Here is a 17845-nt window from a genome sequence, read left to right as displayed (position 1 = left end):
CCCTGAGGGGCGGGGTTTCAGGCCTGTCCGGTCTCGAAGCGCGTGATCCTGCCGTCGTCGTCCACGGTGAAGCTCCACCGGGTGCGCATCTCGCCCCAGGTGTCGTTGCTGTAGCGGGCGAGGAGGGCACGGCCGCCGTTGGACTCGTTGTCGACCTCCAGGTGGCCGTGGGAGGAGAAGATCTCCCGGTCGACCCAGTCGGCGAGGTCGCGGTCGGAGCCGTCGTCCGCCACGGTCGCGCCCGGCGCGAGGAGCGCCATGAAGCCCTCGCGGTCGTGGTTGTTCACGGCGGTCACGAAGGCGCGGACGGCCGGGTCGCTGAGACGCGTGGTCTGAATCGTCATGCGAGTCAGCCTCGTACCGGCCACCGGGCGCCGCCACCGGTGCCACCCGAACGGCGTCCCGGGCGGGTCCGCCGGGTGTCGGGGGGTGTCAGGAGTGCGACGGTGGAAACGCGAGGAGAAGGAGTGGTTCTCCTTCCTGCTGTCCGCTCTGTTCCCGCGGTCGGCTCTGTTCTGTTCCTGCTGTCTGCTCCGGGAGACGACGTGAGGCGTTACCACCGACGTGATCTGGGCCTGCTGCTGCTCCGGCTGGGGACGGGCGGTGTGCTGGCCGCCCACGGCACACAGAAGCTGTTCGGCTGGTTCGGCGGACACGGCATCGAGGGCACCGGGCAGTTCATGGAGTCCGTGGGCTACGCCCCGGGCAAGGCGAGCGCCACGGCGGCGGGGCTCGCGGAGACCGGCGGCGGCGCGCTGCTGGCCCTGGGCCTGGCCACACCGGCCGCCGGAGCCGCGGCGGCCGGGGCGATGGCGGGGGCCGCGGCGGTGCACGCCCCGAACGGGTTCTTCAACCAGGGCGGCGGCTACGAGTACGCCGCGACGCTCGGCCTGACGGCCGCCGGCCTGGCCGTCACCGGCCCGGGGCGGCTCTCCCTGGACCACGCGCTCGGGCACGCGGTGAACCGGAGCTGGATGATCCCGGTGGCGTTCGCGGCGACGGCGGCGGGGACCGCGCTGGTGGTGGGGGCGCGCGCCCGGCGGCTGCGCCAGGCCAAGGAAGGCGAGCAGGACCCGCTGTTCGAGGAGGAGTACCTGGAGTAGTTCGAGGAGGAGTACGCGGAGGAGTACGAGGAGGAGTACCTGGAGCAGGGGTCGCGGGCGGCCCCGGGGCGTTGTCAGACCCCCGTGACAGGCTGCCTCCATGAGCGATCACACCCCGCTGAGCGATCACGCCGCGCTGAGCGGTCACGCCCCGCCCGGGCCCGAGCTGTGGGCCTCCATCGACGCCCTGTGGGAGTGGCTGGACAGCAGCCGCCCGATCGACGGCCCCGAGGGCGTGCTCCTGCGCATCCTGAAGCTGAACGAGGAGGTCGGCGAGGTCGCCGAGGCCGTCATCGGCGCGACCGGCCAGAACCCCCGCAAGGGCGTGACGCACACCTGGGACGACGTGCAGTCGGAGCTGTGCGACGTCGCCGTCACGGCGCTGGTGGCGCTGCGGAGCCTGACGCCGGACGCGCGTGAGGTGTTCGCCCGGCATCTGGAGCGGGTGACGCGGCGCTCACGCACCCCGAGTTGACCGCTGCGCTCCCCGCGGACAGCCCCTGACCTGCGATCAGACGCGTTTCCGCCCGCCGGTCGAACACCTCTGCAATGATCGAACGCGTTGCCCGGGCCGCCGGGCGGCTGACACTGGCCCAACAGGTCGAGGAGTCCGGTGACGGGGGTGGACTGGCGGTTCCGGTCCTTGGTGGTCGCGCACGCCGTGTCGGCCTACGGGACCTATCTCAACCTGATCGCGCTCAGCCTGTTCTCGTACGAGGTCACCGGCACCGCCTGGGGCGTGGGCGTGGTCATGGCCGTACGGCTGCTGTCCGGGGTCACGGCCGGGCTCGCCGCCGGAGCCCTGACGGCCCGGTTCACGCGCCGCGCGGTCATGGTGGCCACGGACCTCGCCCAGACGTTCGCCATGGTGCTGCTCGCGCTCTGGTCCTCCGGCACACCGCTGGTCGTCCTGCTCGGCGCGGTCGTCGTGCTGGGCGCGGGCAACACGTTCTTCAACGTCGCCCTGCGCAGCGCGGTCCCGGTCATGGTCGGGCAGGACGACCGGGCCCGGGCCAACGGCGTCCTCGTCACGGCCCGGTCCGTCGCCACGGTGCTGGGCTTCGCCTCGGCCGCGCCGGTCATCGCCCTCGGCGGGTTCGACGTCGCGTTCGCCGTCAACGCGGCGAGCTTCGCGGTGTCCGGCGCCGCGGTGCTGGTGCTCCGGCCGCGCACCGACTCCACCGGTGAGGACGACCCGCCGGCCGGGGAGCGGAGCGACCCTGTACCGGTGCGCGGCGGGCGGCTGCGGCGCCGGGTGGCGGGCCTCGCCGGGCCGTTGCTCGGGCTGATCGCGCTGCGGGGCCTGGACGCCCTGGCGTCCGCGTCGCACAACGTGGCGCTGCCGCTGGCGGCCCACGCGGCCGAGCCGTCCGAACCGGCCGTGTTCATGACCCGGTTCTGGTCGGCGTGGGCCGTGGGCACCCTGCTCGCCCACCAGGTCCTCAAGCGCCGGTCGCGCGACACGTCCTGGGGCGAGCGCGCCTTCGCCGCGGGCACCTGCGCGATGTCGTTCTGCTTCGTGGCGGCGTTCACCGGGCTGCCCGCCCCGGCCCTGATGGCGGCGGCCGTGGCGGCGGGGTTCGCGGACGGCTGGACCGAGATCGTCTACACCTCGCGGCTCCAGGCGGCCCCCGACCGGCAGCGCGGCCGGCTCTTCGGGCTGTCCGCGACCGCCGAGCAGTCCGGGTTCGCCCTGGGCACGGTGGCCGCGGCGGCCGCCCTCGAGGCCCTGCCCGCACTGGCCGTCGTGGGGGCCTTCCACGGGGCGGCGGTGTGCGGGGCGGTGGTTCTGCTGCTCACCGTACGAAGGCACCGCACGGGCAAGGCCGTACTAAGGCACCACACACGCAAGACCGCACGAAGGCACCACACGCGCAAGGCCGAGGATCGCTCGTCCACCAGCGGAGAAACGGGAGAGGACACGCATGGAACGTCTACGGGGGCAAGCCATCTGCACGGGTCCTGAGCCCGAGCGCACGCAGGACGACCCGGTGGACGCCGTACGGGCGCTGCTGGGCGCCGCCCGGTCGGCTCCCGGCGGGGCCGTCGTCACCGTCGCCGCCGACGGCACGACCGGCTCACGGTCGTACCCCGAACTGCTGGACGCTGCCCGCCGCGTGCTCACCGGTCTGCGCGCCCGCGGGGTGCGGCGCGGCGACCCGGTGGTGCTGTGCGGGCTGCCCCTGGACGAGTTCTTCCCCGCCTTCTGGGCCTGTGTGCTCGGCGGCGCCCTCCCGGTGGCCATCGCCGAGCATCCCGCGCCGGGCTCCCCCGCCTCCGAACGCCTGCGGCAGGCCACCGCGTTACTCGGCGGGCCGCTGGTCCTGACCGACGCGCCCGGCGCGGCTGCGCTCGCCGGTGTCACGCCCGCGCCGCGCGTCGCCCTCGCCCGGGACTGCCTGGACGCGCCGCCCGCGGCCGACCACGTCGAGCCGGACCCGTCCGACACGGCCCTGCTGATGCTGTCGTCCGGCAGCACCGGCGTCCCGAAGGCCGCGCGGCTGACGCACGCCGGGCTCGCGGACTTCGCGGCGAGCAGCCGCCGCGTCCTCGACGTCCGCCCGGACGACACCCTGGTCAACTGGCTGCCCGTCGACCACAGCGGCGCCTTCCTGCTCTACCACCTGCTCGCCGTCTTCACCGGCAGCACCAACGTCCACGCGCCCACCGACCGGGTCCTCGCCGACCCGCTGCGCTGGCTCGACCTCCTCCACGAACACCGGGCGCGGCACGGCTGGGCCCCGACCTTCGCCTACCGGCTGGTCGCCGACGCGCTCGCCGAGCGGCCCGGCCGCCACTGGGACCTGAGCGGCCTGAAGTCCCTGGTGTGCGGGGGCGAGCGGGTGGTGCTGCCGGTGCTGCGCCGCTTCCTCGACGCGACGGCCCCGTACGGCGTGCGCGAGGAGCACATCGCCCCGGTGTGGGGCATGGCCGAGACCGTCACGGCCGTCACCTACGGCCGGCTGGACCGGCCGGGCACCGTGCACCGCCTGCTCAAGAGCAGCCTGGGCGGCGAGCTGCTCCGGGCCGCCGAGGACGCCCCGGACGCCGACTGCGTCACCTTCGTCGCCTCCGGCTCGCCCGCGCACGGCGTCACCCTGCGCATCGTCGACGACCGCGGCGACCTCGCCCCGCCGGGCCGGATCGGCCGGCTCCAGGTCCACTCGCCCGCGCGGCTCACCCCCGGCTACGTGAACAACCCGGAGGCGGACGCCGCCGCCTACCCGGCCGGACGGGACTGGCTGGACACGGGCGACCTGGCCTTCCTCGACGAGGACCAGGTCGTCATCACGGGCCGCCGCAAGGACGTCATCATCCTCAACGGCCACAACGTCTACTGCCACGAGGTGGAGGAGACCGCCACCGCCGTCGACGGCGTCCGGCAGGGCGAGGTCGCCGCCTGCGGCATCCCGGACGCCGAGCGGGGCACGGAGGAACTCGCCGTGTTCTTCGTCAGCCGCGGCGCCGACGAGGACCGGCGGATCGCCGCGGAGGTCAGGGCCGCGCTGTTCACCCGCCTCCGGCTGACGGCCGCGTACGTGCTGCCCGTTCCGGAGGACGAGTTCCCCCGGACGCCGGCCGGCAAGGTGCGGCGCGCCGAGCTTCCCAAACGGCTGGGCCGGGACGCCGACGCGATGACACACGCCGTCCAGGAGCAACTGGGCGCCGTGCCGGGCCGGGACGCCGACGCGGTGACACGTGCCGTCCGGGAGGAACTGGGCGCCGTGCTGGGCCGCCCGGTCGACGTGGACGTGCCGTTCTACGAACTCGGCCTGACGTCCGTGCTGGTGGTGCGGTTACGGAACCGGCTGTCCGAGCGCCTCGGGACACCGATCGCCCAGACGGCGTTCTTCGAGCACCCGACGGCCGCCGCGCTCGCCGCGCACCTCGCGGGCGGCACGGCGGCGGCAGCGGTGCCGCGGACGCGGAGCGACGACGGCTCCCCCGACCGCCGCGTGGCCGTCATCGGACTGTCGCTGCGCTTCCCGGGCGCCGACTCGGCGGACGGGTTCTGGGCGAACCTGCGGGACGGCGTGGACAGCGTCCGGGTGTTCAGCGAGCGGGAGCTCCGGGCGGCGGGCCTCACCCCGGAGCAGCGCCGCGCGCCCGGCCTCGTGCCCGTCGCCGGGGTCCTCGACGGCGTCGAGGAGTTCGACGGGGACTTCTTCGGCATGAGCCCCAAGGAGACCGGGCTCACGCACCCCGCGCACCGGCTGTTCCTGGAGTGCTGCCACGAGGCCCTGGAGGACGGCGGCCACGCGGCGACCGCCCCGGGCGTCCGGGTGGGGGTGTTCGCCGGATCGGGCATGAACCTCTACGACCACCAGCGGTCCACGACCGGCTCGCCGTACGACCCGGCGGACCCGGCCGCCGGCATGCAGTCGGCCATCGGGCAGGAGCCGGACTTCCTCGCCACCCGGGTCGCCTACCGGCTCGGCCTCACCGGGCCGGCCATCGGCGTGCAGACGGCCTGTTCGACGTCCCTGGTCGCGGTGCACCTCGCGGCCCAGGCGCTGCTGACGGGTGAGGCGGACCTGGCGCTGGCGGGCGCCGCCGCCGTGCACCTGCCGCAGGAGACCGGCTACCACAGCCACCCCGGATCGATCCTCTCGCCCACCGGACGGTGCCGCGCCTTCGACGGGGAGGCCGACGGCACCGTCGGCGGCAACGGCGTGGCCGCCGTGCTGCTCAAGCGCCTCGACCGGGCGCTGGCCGACGGCGACACCGTGCACGCGGTGATCCTCGGCTCGGCGGTCAACAACGACGGCGCCGCCAAGGTCGGCTTCAGCGCCCCCGGCGTCGAGGGCCAGGCCGACGTCGTGCGCCAGGCCCTGCGCAGGGCGGACGTACCGCCGGAGACGATCTCCTACGTGGAAGCACACGGCACGGGAACCCGGCTCGGCGACCCGGTCGAACTCACGGCACTGGCGCGGGCGCTCCGCCCGGACGGCGGTGGCCGCACCGGCTCCTGTGCCGTCGGCTCGGTGAAGCCGAACATCGGGCACCTCGACAGCTGTGCGGGCATGGCCGGGCTCATCAAGACGGTCCTGATGCTGCGCCACCGCACCCTGGTACCGACACCGCACCTGATCCGGCCCAACCCCGAACTTCCCCTGCACGACAGCGGGTTGACGCTCGCCACGGAGCTGCGGCCGTGGCCGGTGCCGGACGGCGTGCCCCGCCGGGCCGGCGTGAGCGCGCTCGGCGTCGGCGGCACCAACGCCCACGTGGTCCTGGAGGAGGCCCCGCCCGCACGTCCCCGCCCGGTGCCCGAACTGCCCGTCCTCGTCCCCGTGTCGGCCCGCGACACCGAGGCCCTGGACGAGCTGACGGCAGCGCTCCGCGACCGGTTCCTGGCCCGCCCGGACCTCCCCGCCGCCGACGTGGCCGCCACCCTGGCCCTCGGCCGGCCGCACCGCCCGGCACGCCTCGCCGTGGCGGGCCGCACGGCCGGCGACCTCGCCCGCGCGCTGGAGGAACACCGGCACGCCGAGCCGGCCGCGGCGGCACGCGTCACGCCGGCCCCCGTCGGCCCGGTCGCCTTCGCCTGCACGGGCCAGGGCACCGCCCGCCCCGGCATGGCGAGCGGCCTGTACGCCGTGAGCCCCGCCGCCCGGGCCACGCTCGACCGGTGCGAGGCGCTCCACGCCGACGAGTTCGGCGGCGGCCTGCTCGCCACGCTGCTGGCCGCTCCCGGTCCGGCCGGTTCCCCCACGGCGGACGGGACCTGGCCCACCGAGACCGCGCAGGCCGCCCTCTTCGCCCATCAGGCGGCGCTGGCCGACGCCTGGCGGGCGGCCGGGATACGGCCCCGGCTGCTGTTCGGCCACAGCGTCGGCGAGTACGCCGCCCTGTACGCGGCGGGCGCCCTGACCCTGGAGGACGGGCTGCGCCTCACCGCCTGGCGCGGGCGTCTGATGCAGCTCCGCTGCCCGGCCGGGGGCATGCTCGCCGTCCGGGCCGACCGGGCCACCGCCGAGCGCGTCGCCTCGGCCTGCGGCGCGGAACTCGGCGCGGTCAACGGCCCCCGGGCCCAGGTGCTCTCCGGCTCGCCCGAGGCCCTCAAGGAGGCGGCGCGGCTGCTCGACCAGGAGGGCCTGCGGTGGCGTGCGCTGCCGGTCGACCGGGCGTTCCACTCCGCGGACGTCGACAACGCCCTGGACGAGTTCCGCGCCCGGGCGCGCGAGGTGACGTACCGCCCGCTGCACACCCCGCTGGTGACCACGGCCGACGGTGAGCTGCGCCGGCCGGGCTGGACGGCCGACGCCGACCACCTCTGCCGCCAGGCCCGGCAGCCGGTCCGCTTCGACCTCGCCATGGCGGCGGCGGTCGAGCAGGGCTGCCGCGACTTCGTCGAGCTCGGCGCCGGGCGCACACTCACCGGCCTCGGCCGGCACTGCGTACCCGACAGCCGCTGGCTGAGCGGGCAGGGCGACGGGGACGGGGCCGCCGAGCAGGCACACGGCTTCCTGACGGCGCTCGGCTCGCTGTACCGCAGGGGCGCCGACCTGGACTGGCCGGCGCTCGTCACGGACGGGGGCCGGATCCCGCTCCCGGGGCATCCGCTGCGACGGCGCACGGTGCGGTACGAGGGCGCTGTGGCGGTCGCGGCTTCTGACGAGGCGGCCGTGGCGGTCGCGGCTCCTGACGTGGCGGCCGTGCCGGTCGCGGCTCCAGAGCGGCTGGAGGTTCCCATGGACGGTGCGCTTCTCGACGTCCTCACGACCGTCCGGGAACTGACGGCGGAGAAGCTCGGCCGCGCGCTCGCCGAGGTCGCACCGGACAGCTCGTTCTTCGAACTGGGCGCCGACTCGCTGTCCCTGATGAGCATGACGACGGAACTGGAGCAGCGGTACGGCGTCCGGGTCCCGGTCCGGGAGGTCTTCGACACGGCGGACACGCCGCGGAGGCTGGCCGAACGGGTCGGGGAGCTGCGGGGGGACGGACGGCCGGTGGGGAGCGCCTCGGCCACGGTGGTTCAGGGAGCGGGAACGGCGCTCGCTGAGCCGGTGGTTCGGCAATCAGTGGCGCGCCCTGCCGCGCAGGAGACCGCCGAAACCGCCGCAGGCCCCGCCGACCCCGCCGGAAGCCCCGCCGAAGGCCTGACCGCCCTCTTCGGACAGCAGCTGCACCTGGCAGGACAACTGGTCGAACAGGTCGGCGAGATGATCTCCCGCCAGCTCGACGTCCTCGCCACGACCGCCGCCACCGCGACGCCACGGACCGAGCCCACCGCCCTCAGCACCACCTCGGCCGTCGACACCACCCCAGCCGTCGACACCACCCCGGCCGTCAGCACCGCGCCCGCCCCCTCCACGTCACCGGCGCCGGCCGGAAACACCGACTTCAGCCTCTACTTCTTCGGCGACTACCCCCAGGACGGCGACCAGGACAAATACGGCCTGATCATGGCCGCCGCCGACTTCGCCGACCGGCACGGCTTCCACGCCCTGTGGTTCCCCGAGCGGCACTTCAACTCCTTCGGGGCGCTGTTCCCCAACCCCTCCGTCCTGGCCGCGGCCCTGGCCGGCCGGACCAGCCGGGTCCGGCTGCACGCCGGGTCCGTCGTCCTGCCGCTGCACCATCCCGCCCGGGTCGCCGAGGAGTGGTCGGTCGTCGACAACATCTCCGGCGGCCGGACGGGCCTGTGCTTCGCGAGCGGCTGGCACGCCACCGACTTCGCGCTCGCCCCGCAGAACTTCGGCCGCCACCGCGAGGTGATGTACGAGCAGCTGAAGACCGTACGGCAGCTCTGGTCGGGCGAGCCGCTGAAGACCACGGCGGGCGACGGCACCCCCGTCGAGATCAGCCTGCACCCCCGCCCCGTCCAGGACAGCCCCCCGATGTACGTGGCCGTCGTCGGGAACCCGGACAGCTACCGCCGGGCGGCCGCCGAGGACCTCGGCGTGGTCACCAACCTGATGACGCAGACGGTGGAGCAACTGGCCGAGAACATCGCGCTGTACCGGCGCTGCCGTGCCGAGCACGGTCTCGACCCGGCGGCCGGGCGGGTGGTGGTGCTCGTGCACACCTACCTGGAGGAGGACGCGGAGCGGGCGCGGGCCGAGGCGTACCGGCCGTTCCTGTCGTACCTGCGTTCCTCGCTCTCCCTCTTCGACCAGGTCACCAACAGTCTCGGCTTCCGGGTGGACCTGGAGAACACCCCGGAGGAGGACGTGGAGTTCCTCCTCGGGCGGGCCTACGAACGCTACTGCGACTCCCGCGCCCTGATCGGCGACGAGCAGACCGCCGGGGAGACCGTACGGCGTCTGCTGGCCGCGGGAGCGGACGAGATCGCCTGCTTCGTGGACTTCGGCGTGCCGAAGGAGAAGGTCCTGGCGGCGCTGCCGGTCCTGGACCGGGTCCGCAGGGCGGCACCGGCGTCTTCGGGGCCCGCGGGCAGCACCCCGGGCACTCCCCGGACGATGGCTCCGGCACCGTCGGCACCCCGCCGGGCGCCCCTCACCCCCGCCCAGCGCCGCATCTGGTTCCTGGAGCAACTGCACCCGGGCACCGCCATGTACCACGAGCCCAAGGCGATCCGCCTGGACGGCCCGCTGGACGTCCCGGCCCTGCGCTGGGCACTGGACCGGGTCGCCGACCGGCACCCGGCGCTGCGCACGGTGTTCGGCGACACGGACGGTGTCCCCTACCAGGAGATACGCGACCGCATGCCGCTGGACTGCCCCGTGGAGGACCACACGGGTGCGACGGAGGAGGCGGCCCTGCGGACGGTGCTCGCGGCGGACCACGGACTCGATCTGTCCGCGGGCCCCCTGGTCGCGGCCCGGCTGCTGCGCCTGTCCCCCGACCGCCACCTGCTCTTCCTCCTGGCCCACCACATCGTCTTCGACTCCTCCTCCACCGCCGTGCTGGCCCGCGACCTCGCCGCGTACTACCGCGCCCGGCGGGGCGGAGGTCCCGAACCGCGGCCGCTGCCCGAGCTGCCGGCGGCCGGCCCGCCGGACCCCGCGTCCCTGGACTTCTGGCGGCAGCACCTCGCCGGCACACCGGAACTGAACCTGCCCACCGACCGCCCCCGTCCCCCGGTCAGGACGGGAGCGGGCGCGAGCCTCACCCACGCCCTCGACGCCGACCTGACCGGCCGCCTGCAGACATGGGCGGCCGGGCAGCGCGCCACCCTCTTCATGACGCTGACCGGCGCGATCGGCGCGGTCCTCGGCCGGTTCAGCGGGCAGCGGGACGTGGTGATCGGCACGGCGGTGGCGTCCCGCCCCACCGGCGCCGAGGACCACGTCGGTCTCTTCCTCGACACGGTCCCGCTGCGCCTGGACCTCACCGGCGACCCGGACTTCGCGACCCTGCTGGGCCGGGTCCGCGCGAGCAGCACCGCGGCCTTCGAACACAGCGGCGTCCCCTTCGACGAGCTGGTCAGCGCCCTCAACCCGCGCCGCGACCCCGGCCGCAACCCGCTGTTCCAGGTGATGGTGGAGTACGAGAACGAGGGCGGGGCGGAGTTCGACCCGCCCCGCCTCACCGCCACCCTGCTCGACGTCCCGAGCGACCGCGCCCCGTTCGACCTCAGCGTCTACCTCACCCGCCACCCGGGCGGCGTCCGCTTCATGGTCGAGTACGACACGGCCCTGTTCGACGAGGTCACGGTGCGCCGTTTCGTGGACTACGTCGAGCAGGTGCTGCGCCGGACGCTGGACACGCCGGACGCGCCGCTCGCGGCTCTGACCGCCCTCACGGCGGCCGACCGCACCGCGCTGGCCCGCCTGGAGCGCACCGGAGAGGGGACGGACACCGAGGCGGACACGGGGACGGACACGTGGACGGACACCGGGGCGGACACGGGGACGGACACCGAGGCGGACACCGGCCCGGCCGCCCCCGGCACCCTGCACGGCCTGTTCGAGCAGCAGGCGCGCCGCACACCGGACGCCGTGGCGCTCCTCGACGACGAAGGCCGCATGTCCTACGCCGAGTTGGACGCGGCGGCCAACCGCCTGGCCCACCTGCTCCGCACCCGCGGCGCGCGACGGGGACAGCGCGTGGCGGTCCTGCTGCCCCGCGGCCCGCGGCTGATCATGGCTCTGCTGGCGGTCCTCAAGACGGGAGCGGCCTACGTCCCGCTCGACCCGTCCCTGCCCGCCCCGCGCCTGGCCCTGCTCCTCGCCGACACGGAACCGGTGCTCCTCCTCACCTCCGAGGCGACGGCCCGCCCGGACCTCGAACTCCCCGTCCAGCTCGTGGAGTCGGCGGACGACACCCTCCCGTCGACCCCGCTCGCGGACGGCGCCGGGCCCGAGGACCCGGCCTACTGCATCCACACCTCGGGCTCGACCGGCCGCCCGAAGGGCGTCGTCGTACCCCACCGGGGCCCCGCGAACCTGGTCCGGCACCACCTGACCCGGCACCCGGCGCTCCGCACACTCCAGTGGACGTCACCGGCGTTCGACGTGAGCGTCCAGGAGATCTTCACGACGCTCGCGTCGGGGGCGGCGCTCGTCCTCGTCGACGACGCCGTACGGCACGATCCGGCTGCGGTGGCCGAGGCGGTGCGCCGCCACGAGGTGCAGCGCCTCTTCATGCCCTGCACCCCGCTGAAGTACCTGATGGAGACGACCCCCCAACTGCCGTCCCTGCGCGAGCTGTTCTCGGCGGGCGAGGCGCTGCGGCTCACGCCGGCCTTCCGCCGCTTCCTCGGCACGCACCCGCAGTGCGCCCTCCACAACCAGTACGGCCCCACGGAGACGTCGATCATCGTCACGTCGCACCGCGTCGATCCGGCCGGTGAGGAGTGGCCCCCGATCGGCACACCGGTGCCGGGAGCCCGGATCCTGCTTCTGGACGGCACGGGCCGGCCGGTGCCGCTCGGAGCGGTCGGCGAGATCCACGTGAGCGGCGTGCCGGTGGCGTACGGCTACCACGACCGCCCCGCCGAGACGGCCGCCGCGTTCCTCGACGACGGCGAGGGCGGTCGGCTGTACCGCACGGGCGACCTGGGCCGCTGGCGTACGGACGGCACCCTGGAGTACCGGGGCCGGGCCGACGACCAGGTCAAGATCCGCGGCCACCGGGTGGAACCGGGCGAGGTCCAGGCGGCGTTGACGGCACTGCCGGCCGTCCGGGACGCGGCGGTGCTCCCGCGCCGCGACCGCCACGGCGACACCGAGCTGGTGGCGTACGTGGTCCCGGACGAAGGGACGTCCGGGCCCGCTGTCCGCACCGCGCTGGCGGCCCGGCTCCCCGACCACCTGGTCCCCCGCCGCTGGGTGCTCCTGGACCGCCTCCCGGTGAACGCCTCCGGCAAGCTGGACCGCGCGGCCCTGCCGGCCCCCGGGGACGACACGGACGACTCGGACGACGCGGCGGAGCCCTCGCGCTCGGAGCCGGCGACGGACCTGGAGAAGGTGCTGCACGAGCTGTGGTGCGAGGAACTGGACACCCGGCCGGTCCCGGTCACGACACCGTTCTTCGAACTCGGCGGCCACTCGCTCAGTGCGATCCGGCTGCTGAACCGGATGCGGGAGGCGGCGGGCGTCGACCTGACGATGGCCGAGTTCTTCCTGGACCCGACGATCCGGGGCATCGCGAACCGCGCCCGGGTCGTGGACACCGTCCCGATGCCGTCGACCCTGCGCCGCCTGTGGCGCCGCCACCACGCGCTCGCCGACCCGAGCGTCTACAACATCGCCCACCGCGTGGACCTGCACGGCGACCTGGACCCCGGCGCGCTGCACCGGGCCCTGACGGATCTGGTGGCCCGCCATCACGCGTTGCGCGGCAGGCCGGTGCGCCGGCAGGACGGACGGTACGAGGTCGAGGTGCTGTCCGACGTCCCCGTGTCCCTGCCGCTCAGCGACCTGCGCGCGCACGCCGGTGACATGGAGGAGGCGGTGGACCGCTGGTGCCGCGAGCAGGTGTCCGTCCCCTTCACGATGGACCAGCCGCCCCTGTTCCGCTTCGGTCTGGCCCGCGTCGCACGGGACCGCTGGGTCCTGGTCACGGTCTTCCACCACGCGGTCTGCGACGGCTGGTCCCTGGGCATCATCAGGCACGACCTGGCGGACCTGTACCACGCGCACCGAACCGGCGCCGCTCCGCAACTACCCGCCCCCACCGCCCATTTCACCGACTTCGCCCGGGCGGAACACAACCTCCCGGACGACCGCAGGAAAGCCCTGGACCACTTCTGGCGCACGGAACTGGAGGGCATCCCCCTGCGCCCGCCCCTCCCCTACGACCACCCCCGCCCCCGCACCCTGTCCGGCCGGGGCGCCCTGCACACCTGGACCGTCGACGACGGCACCGCCGCCCGCCTGACGGACACGGCGACCCGCCTGGGCACCACGGCCTACACGATCCTGGCGGCCACGTTCGCGACCTGGCTGGGCACCCTGTGCGGCGACCGGGACGACATCGTCCTGGCCGCCTCCAGCGCGAACCGCGTCCGCCGCGACCGCGAGGACATCGTCGGCATCCTGGGCGACGCGGTCCTGCTGCGCGCCCGCCTGTCCGAGGCCGGCTCCTTCCCCGACCTCGTCACCCAACTGAGCACCACCCTCTTCACGGCCCTGGACCACCAGGAACTCCCCCTGACGGACGTGGTCTCCCTGGTCGCGCCCGACCTGGCGGAGTCCCTGTTCCCGACGGTCCTGTTCACGGTCGTCACCACGGAGCCCCCGTCCCTGAACCTCCACGACGTCCGAACGACCATCACGGCCCTCCCCGCCGAGGGCGTGTCCCGCAACGAGCTCTACGTGGTGATCGCCCCCGAGGCGGACACGATCACGGTGACGTTCGAGTACTCGACGGACCTGTTCGGGGCGGAGACGATCGAGGCGTGGGGCCGGTCCTTCACCCAGCTGCTGAGGGAGGTGACGGCCTCCCCCAGCCGATAGGCGCGGTTGTGGCCCCCAGCCGGTAGGCGCGACTGAGGGCGCGCCTACCGGCTGGCGCGGTTGCGGGCGCCTTCGAATGTTTCGAGGGTCAGACCGAATAATGCGAGAGGTATTGACGGGTACCCCGGGCCTCCTATCATCCAGGTTGCCCGGGCACTCGAACGCCCTGATGTGTCATGGACCCATCACCCCCCCACCAGGCCAGCTGACCGACCGTGCGCGCGGAGCGCTTCCGATGGGAGCGCTCCCTCACCCGCTCATCACCGACCTTTCGTACGCACCCCTGTCAGAAAGCCGAGGTACCCGTCATGCGCCGCAGACTTCTCGCCCTGGCGGCGGCACTCTCCTCGCTGCCGCTCCTGTTCACCGCCGCCCCGTCCGCCCACGCGGCCGACCCGACGACCATGACCAACGGGTTCTACGCGGACCCCGACTCCAGTGCGAAGCGGTGGGTCGCCGCCAACCCCGGCGACGGCCGGGCGCCCGCGATCAACGCCTCCATCGCCAACACCCCGACGGCCCGCTGGTTCGGCTCCTGGAGCGGCACCATCGGCACCGCCACGGGCGCGTACGTGGGCGCCGCGGACGCCCGGGACAAGCTGCCCGTCCTCGTCGCCTACAACATCTACAACCGCGACTACTGCGGCGGGCACTCGGCGGGCGGAGCGTCCTCGCCGTCCGCCTACGCGAACTGGATCGCCCAGTTCGCGGGCGGGATCGCGGGCCGCCCGGCCGTCGTCGTCCTCGAACCGGACTCCCTCGGGGACTACGGCTGCATGACCCAGGCCCAGATCGACGAACGCAGGGGCATGCTCACCGGCGCGCTCGCCGAGTTCAACCGTCAGGCCCCGAACACCTGGGTCTACCTCGACGCCGGCAACCCGGCCTGGGCGAGCGCGGCGACCATGGCCCAGCGCCTCCACGGGGCCGGACTCCGGCAGGCCCGCGGTTTCTCGCTCAACGTCTCCAACTACCTGACCACGGCCGAGAACACCGCGTACGGCGCCGCCGTGAACAGGGAACTCAGCGCCCGGTACGGCTACACCAAGCCGTTCGTCGTGGACACCAGCCGCAACGGCAACGGCGCCAACGGCCAGTGGTGCAACCCTGCGGGCCGCCGTATCGGCACCCCCACCCAGCTGGGCGGAGGCGCCGAGATGCTCCTGTGGGTCAAGGTCCCGGGCGAGTCCGACGGCAACTGCGGCGTCGGAGCCGGCTCCTCGGCCGGGCAGTTCCTCCCGGAGGTCGCCTACAAGATGATCTACGGCTACTGATCGGGGGACTCCTCCAGCCACGCGCCGGCCGGGGCGCCGGGGAGCGGGGGCGGCTCTACGCTGGAAGCAGCCGCTGGAAACCAGCCCCGAGGGGCACGGCCGTCCGGACGGAGGCGTGGCGCGTGGAGATGGCCGGCAAGCAGGACTCCCCCACTGCCGTGGTCGTGGTGGCCCCGGACGGCGTGGTGAGCGGCTGGAGTGAGGGGGGCCGGCTGCTGCTGGGCTGGCCGGCGGAGGAGATCGTCGGCCGCCCGGTGGCCGAGCTGCTGGTCGATCCCCCGCCGCCCGGCTTCCCCGAGGGGTACGGCGCCGGCCCCGACCCCACGGGGTTCGTCTCCCTGCGCCACCGGGACGGTTCCACGGTGGACGCCGTGGTGGCGGCGCACCCGCTGTCGGGCCCCGACGGGCGGGCACTGGGGCACGTGGTGACCGTGCAGCGCTGGGGACGCCGCCCCGTGATCGCCGACCGGGCCTTCGAGCAGTGCCCCTTCGCTCTGGGCGTGTACGACCCTGAGCTGCGGTTCCTGTGGATCAACGCCTCCTCGGGCCGGGTGATAGCGCACTCCGAGGAGCAGGTGCTCGGCAAGAAGTACCGCGAGGTGCTGCCCGAATTCGACCGCACGCTGTTCCCCGAACGCGACGACAAGCCCTACACCGACAAGCTCGCCGAAGTGGCGAGGACGGGCGAGCCCGCGCGTCTCATCACCGTCTTCCGCCCCCGCGGCAGCGACTACGCCAACGCCTGGGCCACCAGCATCTGGCCCGTGCGGGACGCCGAGGGCAGGGTCCGCGCGATCGCCAACTGGGGATTCGACATGAGCGCCGAGTACTGGGCGCGGCAGCGGCTGCTCATGCTGAACGAGGCCGGCGGCGGCATCGGCCGGACACTCGACGTGATCGGCACCGCGCACGAACTGGCCGGCACCCCGGTGCCGGGATTCGCCGACCTCGTCAGCGTGGATCTGTTCGACGAGGTGCTGCGCGGAGAGGAACCACCCTCCGCGTCCTCGTTCGCCCCCGGCGAGACGATCACGCTAAGCCGTGCCGCCCGGCACAGCGCGAAGGAGGACACCGACTCGGCTCCCGGGCCCGGCACACAGGTCGGCCACGCTCCCGGGTCCGTCGCCGCCCGCTGCATGACCACCGGCAGGTCCACGGTGGAGCTCGCCGCCGACCCCGGCCAGGGCGGCGAGTGGGCGTTCGGTCCGGGGCTCGCCGCCGACCCGGCCCACTGGCCGCCGGGCAACCCGTTGATCGACGAGTCCCTCGCCGCGGACGGGCTGACCGGCCGGATCACCGTGCCGCTCCGGGCCCGCGGCGCGCTGCTCGGCGTCGTCACCTTCTCCCGCTTGGACCGGCCCGAGGCCTTCACCGCAGACGATCTGATCCTCGCCGAGGAGCTGGCCGCCAAGGCAGCGGTCGCCATCGACAACGCCCGCCGGTACGCGCGCGAGCGCACGACCGCGCTGACCCTGCAGCGCAGCCTGCTGCCGCAGGGGCTGCCGAACCAGGAGGCGGTCGAGGTGGCGTCCCGCTACCTGCCCGGCGGGACCGGCACGGAAGTGGGCGGTGACTGGTTCGACGTCATTCCGCTGTCCGGCGCCCGGGTCGCCCTGGTCGTCGGTGACGTCGTCGGACACGGCCTGCACGCCTCGGCCAGCATGGGCCGGCTGCGTACGGCGGTCCGCACCCTCGCCGACGTCGACCTGCCGCCGGACGAGCTGCTGACCCACCTGGACGACCTGGTCCTCCACCTCGCCAGCGACCTCCGGCCCGCGGACCACTTCCGGCAGACCGGCGAGTCCGGGGCCAGCTGCCTGTACACCGTCTACGACCCGGTCTCCCGGCGCTTCACGCTGGCGAGCGCGGGCCACCCCTTGCCGCTGATCATCCACCCGGACGGCACCAGGGTCCCGGTGACCGCACACCCCGGACCGCCGCTGGGCATCGGCGGCCTGCCGTTCGAGTCCACCGAGTCGGAACTCCCGGAGGGCAGCCTGCTCGCCCTCTTCACCGACGGGCTGCTGGAGGACCGCGAGCACGACATCGACGAGCGGATCGCCGAACTGCAACGGGTGCTGAACCACTCGGCCCCCTCACTGGAGGCCCTGTGCGACACGGTGACGGACGCCATGCTCCCCGATCGCCGCACCGACGACGCCGCCCTGCTGCTCGCTCGCACGCACGCGCTGGATCCCCACCACGTCGCCGACTGGGACGTCGAGCCCGACGCCGCGCAGGTGCCGCACGCCAGGAAGTTCGCCGTCGACCAGGTGGACGCCTGGGGCCTGGAGGAGGCGTCCTTCGTCACCGAGCTGGTCGTCAGCGAGCTGGTCACCAACGCCATCAGATACGGCGAGCCGCCGATCAGGCTGCGGCTGATCCGCGACAGCTCCCTGATCTGCGAGGTCACCGACGCCAGCAACACCGCTCCGCACCTGCGCCGGGCCCGCGCCTTCGACGAGGGCGGCCGGGGCCTGCTGCTGGTCGCCCAACTCACCCAGGGCTGGGGCACCCGCCACACCACCAACGGCAAGACGATCTGGTGCGCACAGCCCCTCCCGGGGGGCGCGCCGCACTGACATCCAGGCCGCGGAGC

At 74.3% G+C, this 17845-nt stretch carries 7 protein-coding genes; 6 read left to right on the top strand and 1 reads right to left on the bottom strand.

Annotation, left to right across the window (positions count from 1 at the left end):
- Positions 1-17 precede the first annotated feature (17 nt).
- A complete protein-coding gene (locus ABZ948_RS16015; RefSeq protein WP_359759915.1) occupies positions 18-344 on the bottom strand; it encodes a nuclear transport factor 2 family protein in 327 nt (108 codons plus the stop codon).
- A 201-nt stretch (positions 345-545) separates the two neighbouring features.
- On the opposite strand from ABZ948_RS16015, the gene ABZ948_RS16010 reads away from it, so the two are divergent.
- The 6 genes from ABZ948_RS16010 to ABZ948_RS15985 all read left to right on the top strand — a co-directional run bounded on the left by ABZ948_RS16010 (position 546) and on the right by ABZ948_RS15985 (position 17828).
- Complete coding sequence (locus ABZ948_RS16010; protein ID WP_359759913.1) at positions 546-1103, top strand: DoxX family protein; 558 nt, start codon at positions 546-548, stop codon at positions 1101-1103.
- A gap of 100 nt (positions 1104-1203) precedes the next feature.
- The gene (locus ABZ948_RS16005; RefSeq protein WP_359759911.1) at positions 1204-1578 is read left to right on the top strand and encodes a MazG-like family protein; all 375 of its coding nucleotides are present in this window, start codon (positions 1204-1206) and stop codon (positions 1576-1578) included.
- A 147-nt stretch (positions 1579-1725) separates the two neighbouring features.
- Positions 1726-3069 carry an MFS transporter gene (locus ABZ948_RS16000; RefSeq protein ID WP_435857513.1) on the top strand — a complete coding sequence of 448 codons (1344 nt, stop codon included), beginning with the start codon at positions 1726-1728 and terminating at the stop codon, positions 3067-3069.
- The gene (locus tag ABZ948_RS15995) at positions 3029-13972 is read left to right on the top strand and encodes a non-ribosomal peptide synthetase/type I polyketide synthase (RefSeq protein WP_359759909.1); all 10944 of its coding nucleotides are present in this window, start codon (positions 3029-3031) and stop codon (positions 13970-13972) included. Before ABZ948_RS16000 ends, ABZ948_RS15995 begins: the two co-directional genes overlap by 41 nt.
- A 308-nt stretch (positions 13973-14280) precedes the next feature.
- Complete coding sequence (locus tag ABZ948_RS15990; RefSeq protein WP_359759907.1) at positions 14281-15246, top strand: glycoside hydrolase family 6 protein; 966 nt, start codon at positions 14281-14283, stop codon at positions 15244-15246.
- Between the two features lie 128 nt (positions 15247-15374).
- On the top strand, positions 15375-17828 hold the full coding sequence (locus ABZ948_RS15985) for an ATP-binding SpoIIE family protein phosphatase (protein WP_359760025.1): 2454 nt from the start codon (positions 15375-15377) through the stop codon (positions 17826-17828).
- The last annotated feature ends 17 nt before the right edge of the window (positions 17829-17845 follow it).

Origin of the sequence: Streptomyces olindensis (genome assembly GCF_040645895.1) — a bacterium.
Classification (GTDB): Bacteria; Actinomycetota; Actinomycetes; order Streptomycetales; family Streptomycetaceae; genus Streptomyces; species Streptomyces olindensis.
Note: the sequence above shows the minus strand (reverse complement) of the source record. Positions and strands in the feature narration are given on the sequence as shown.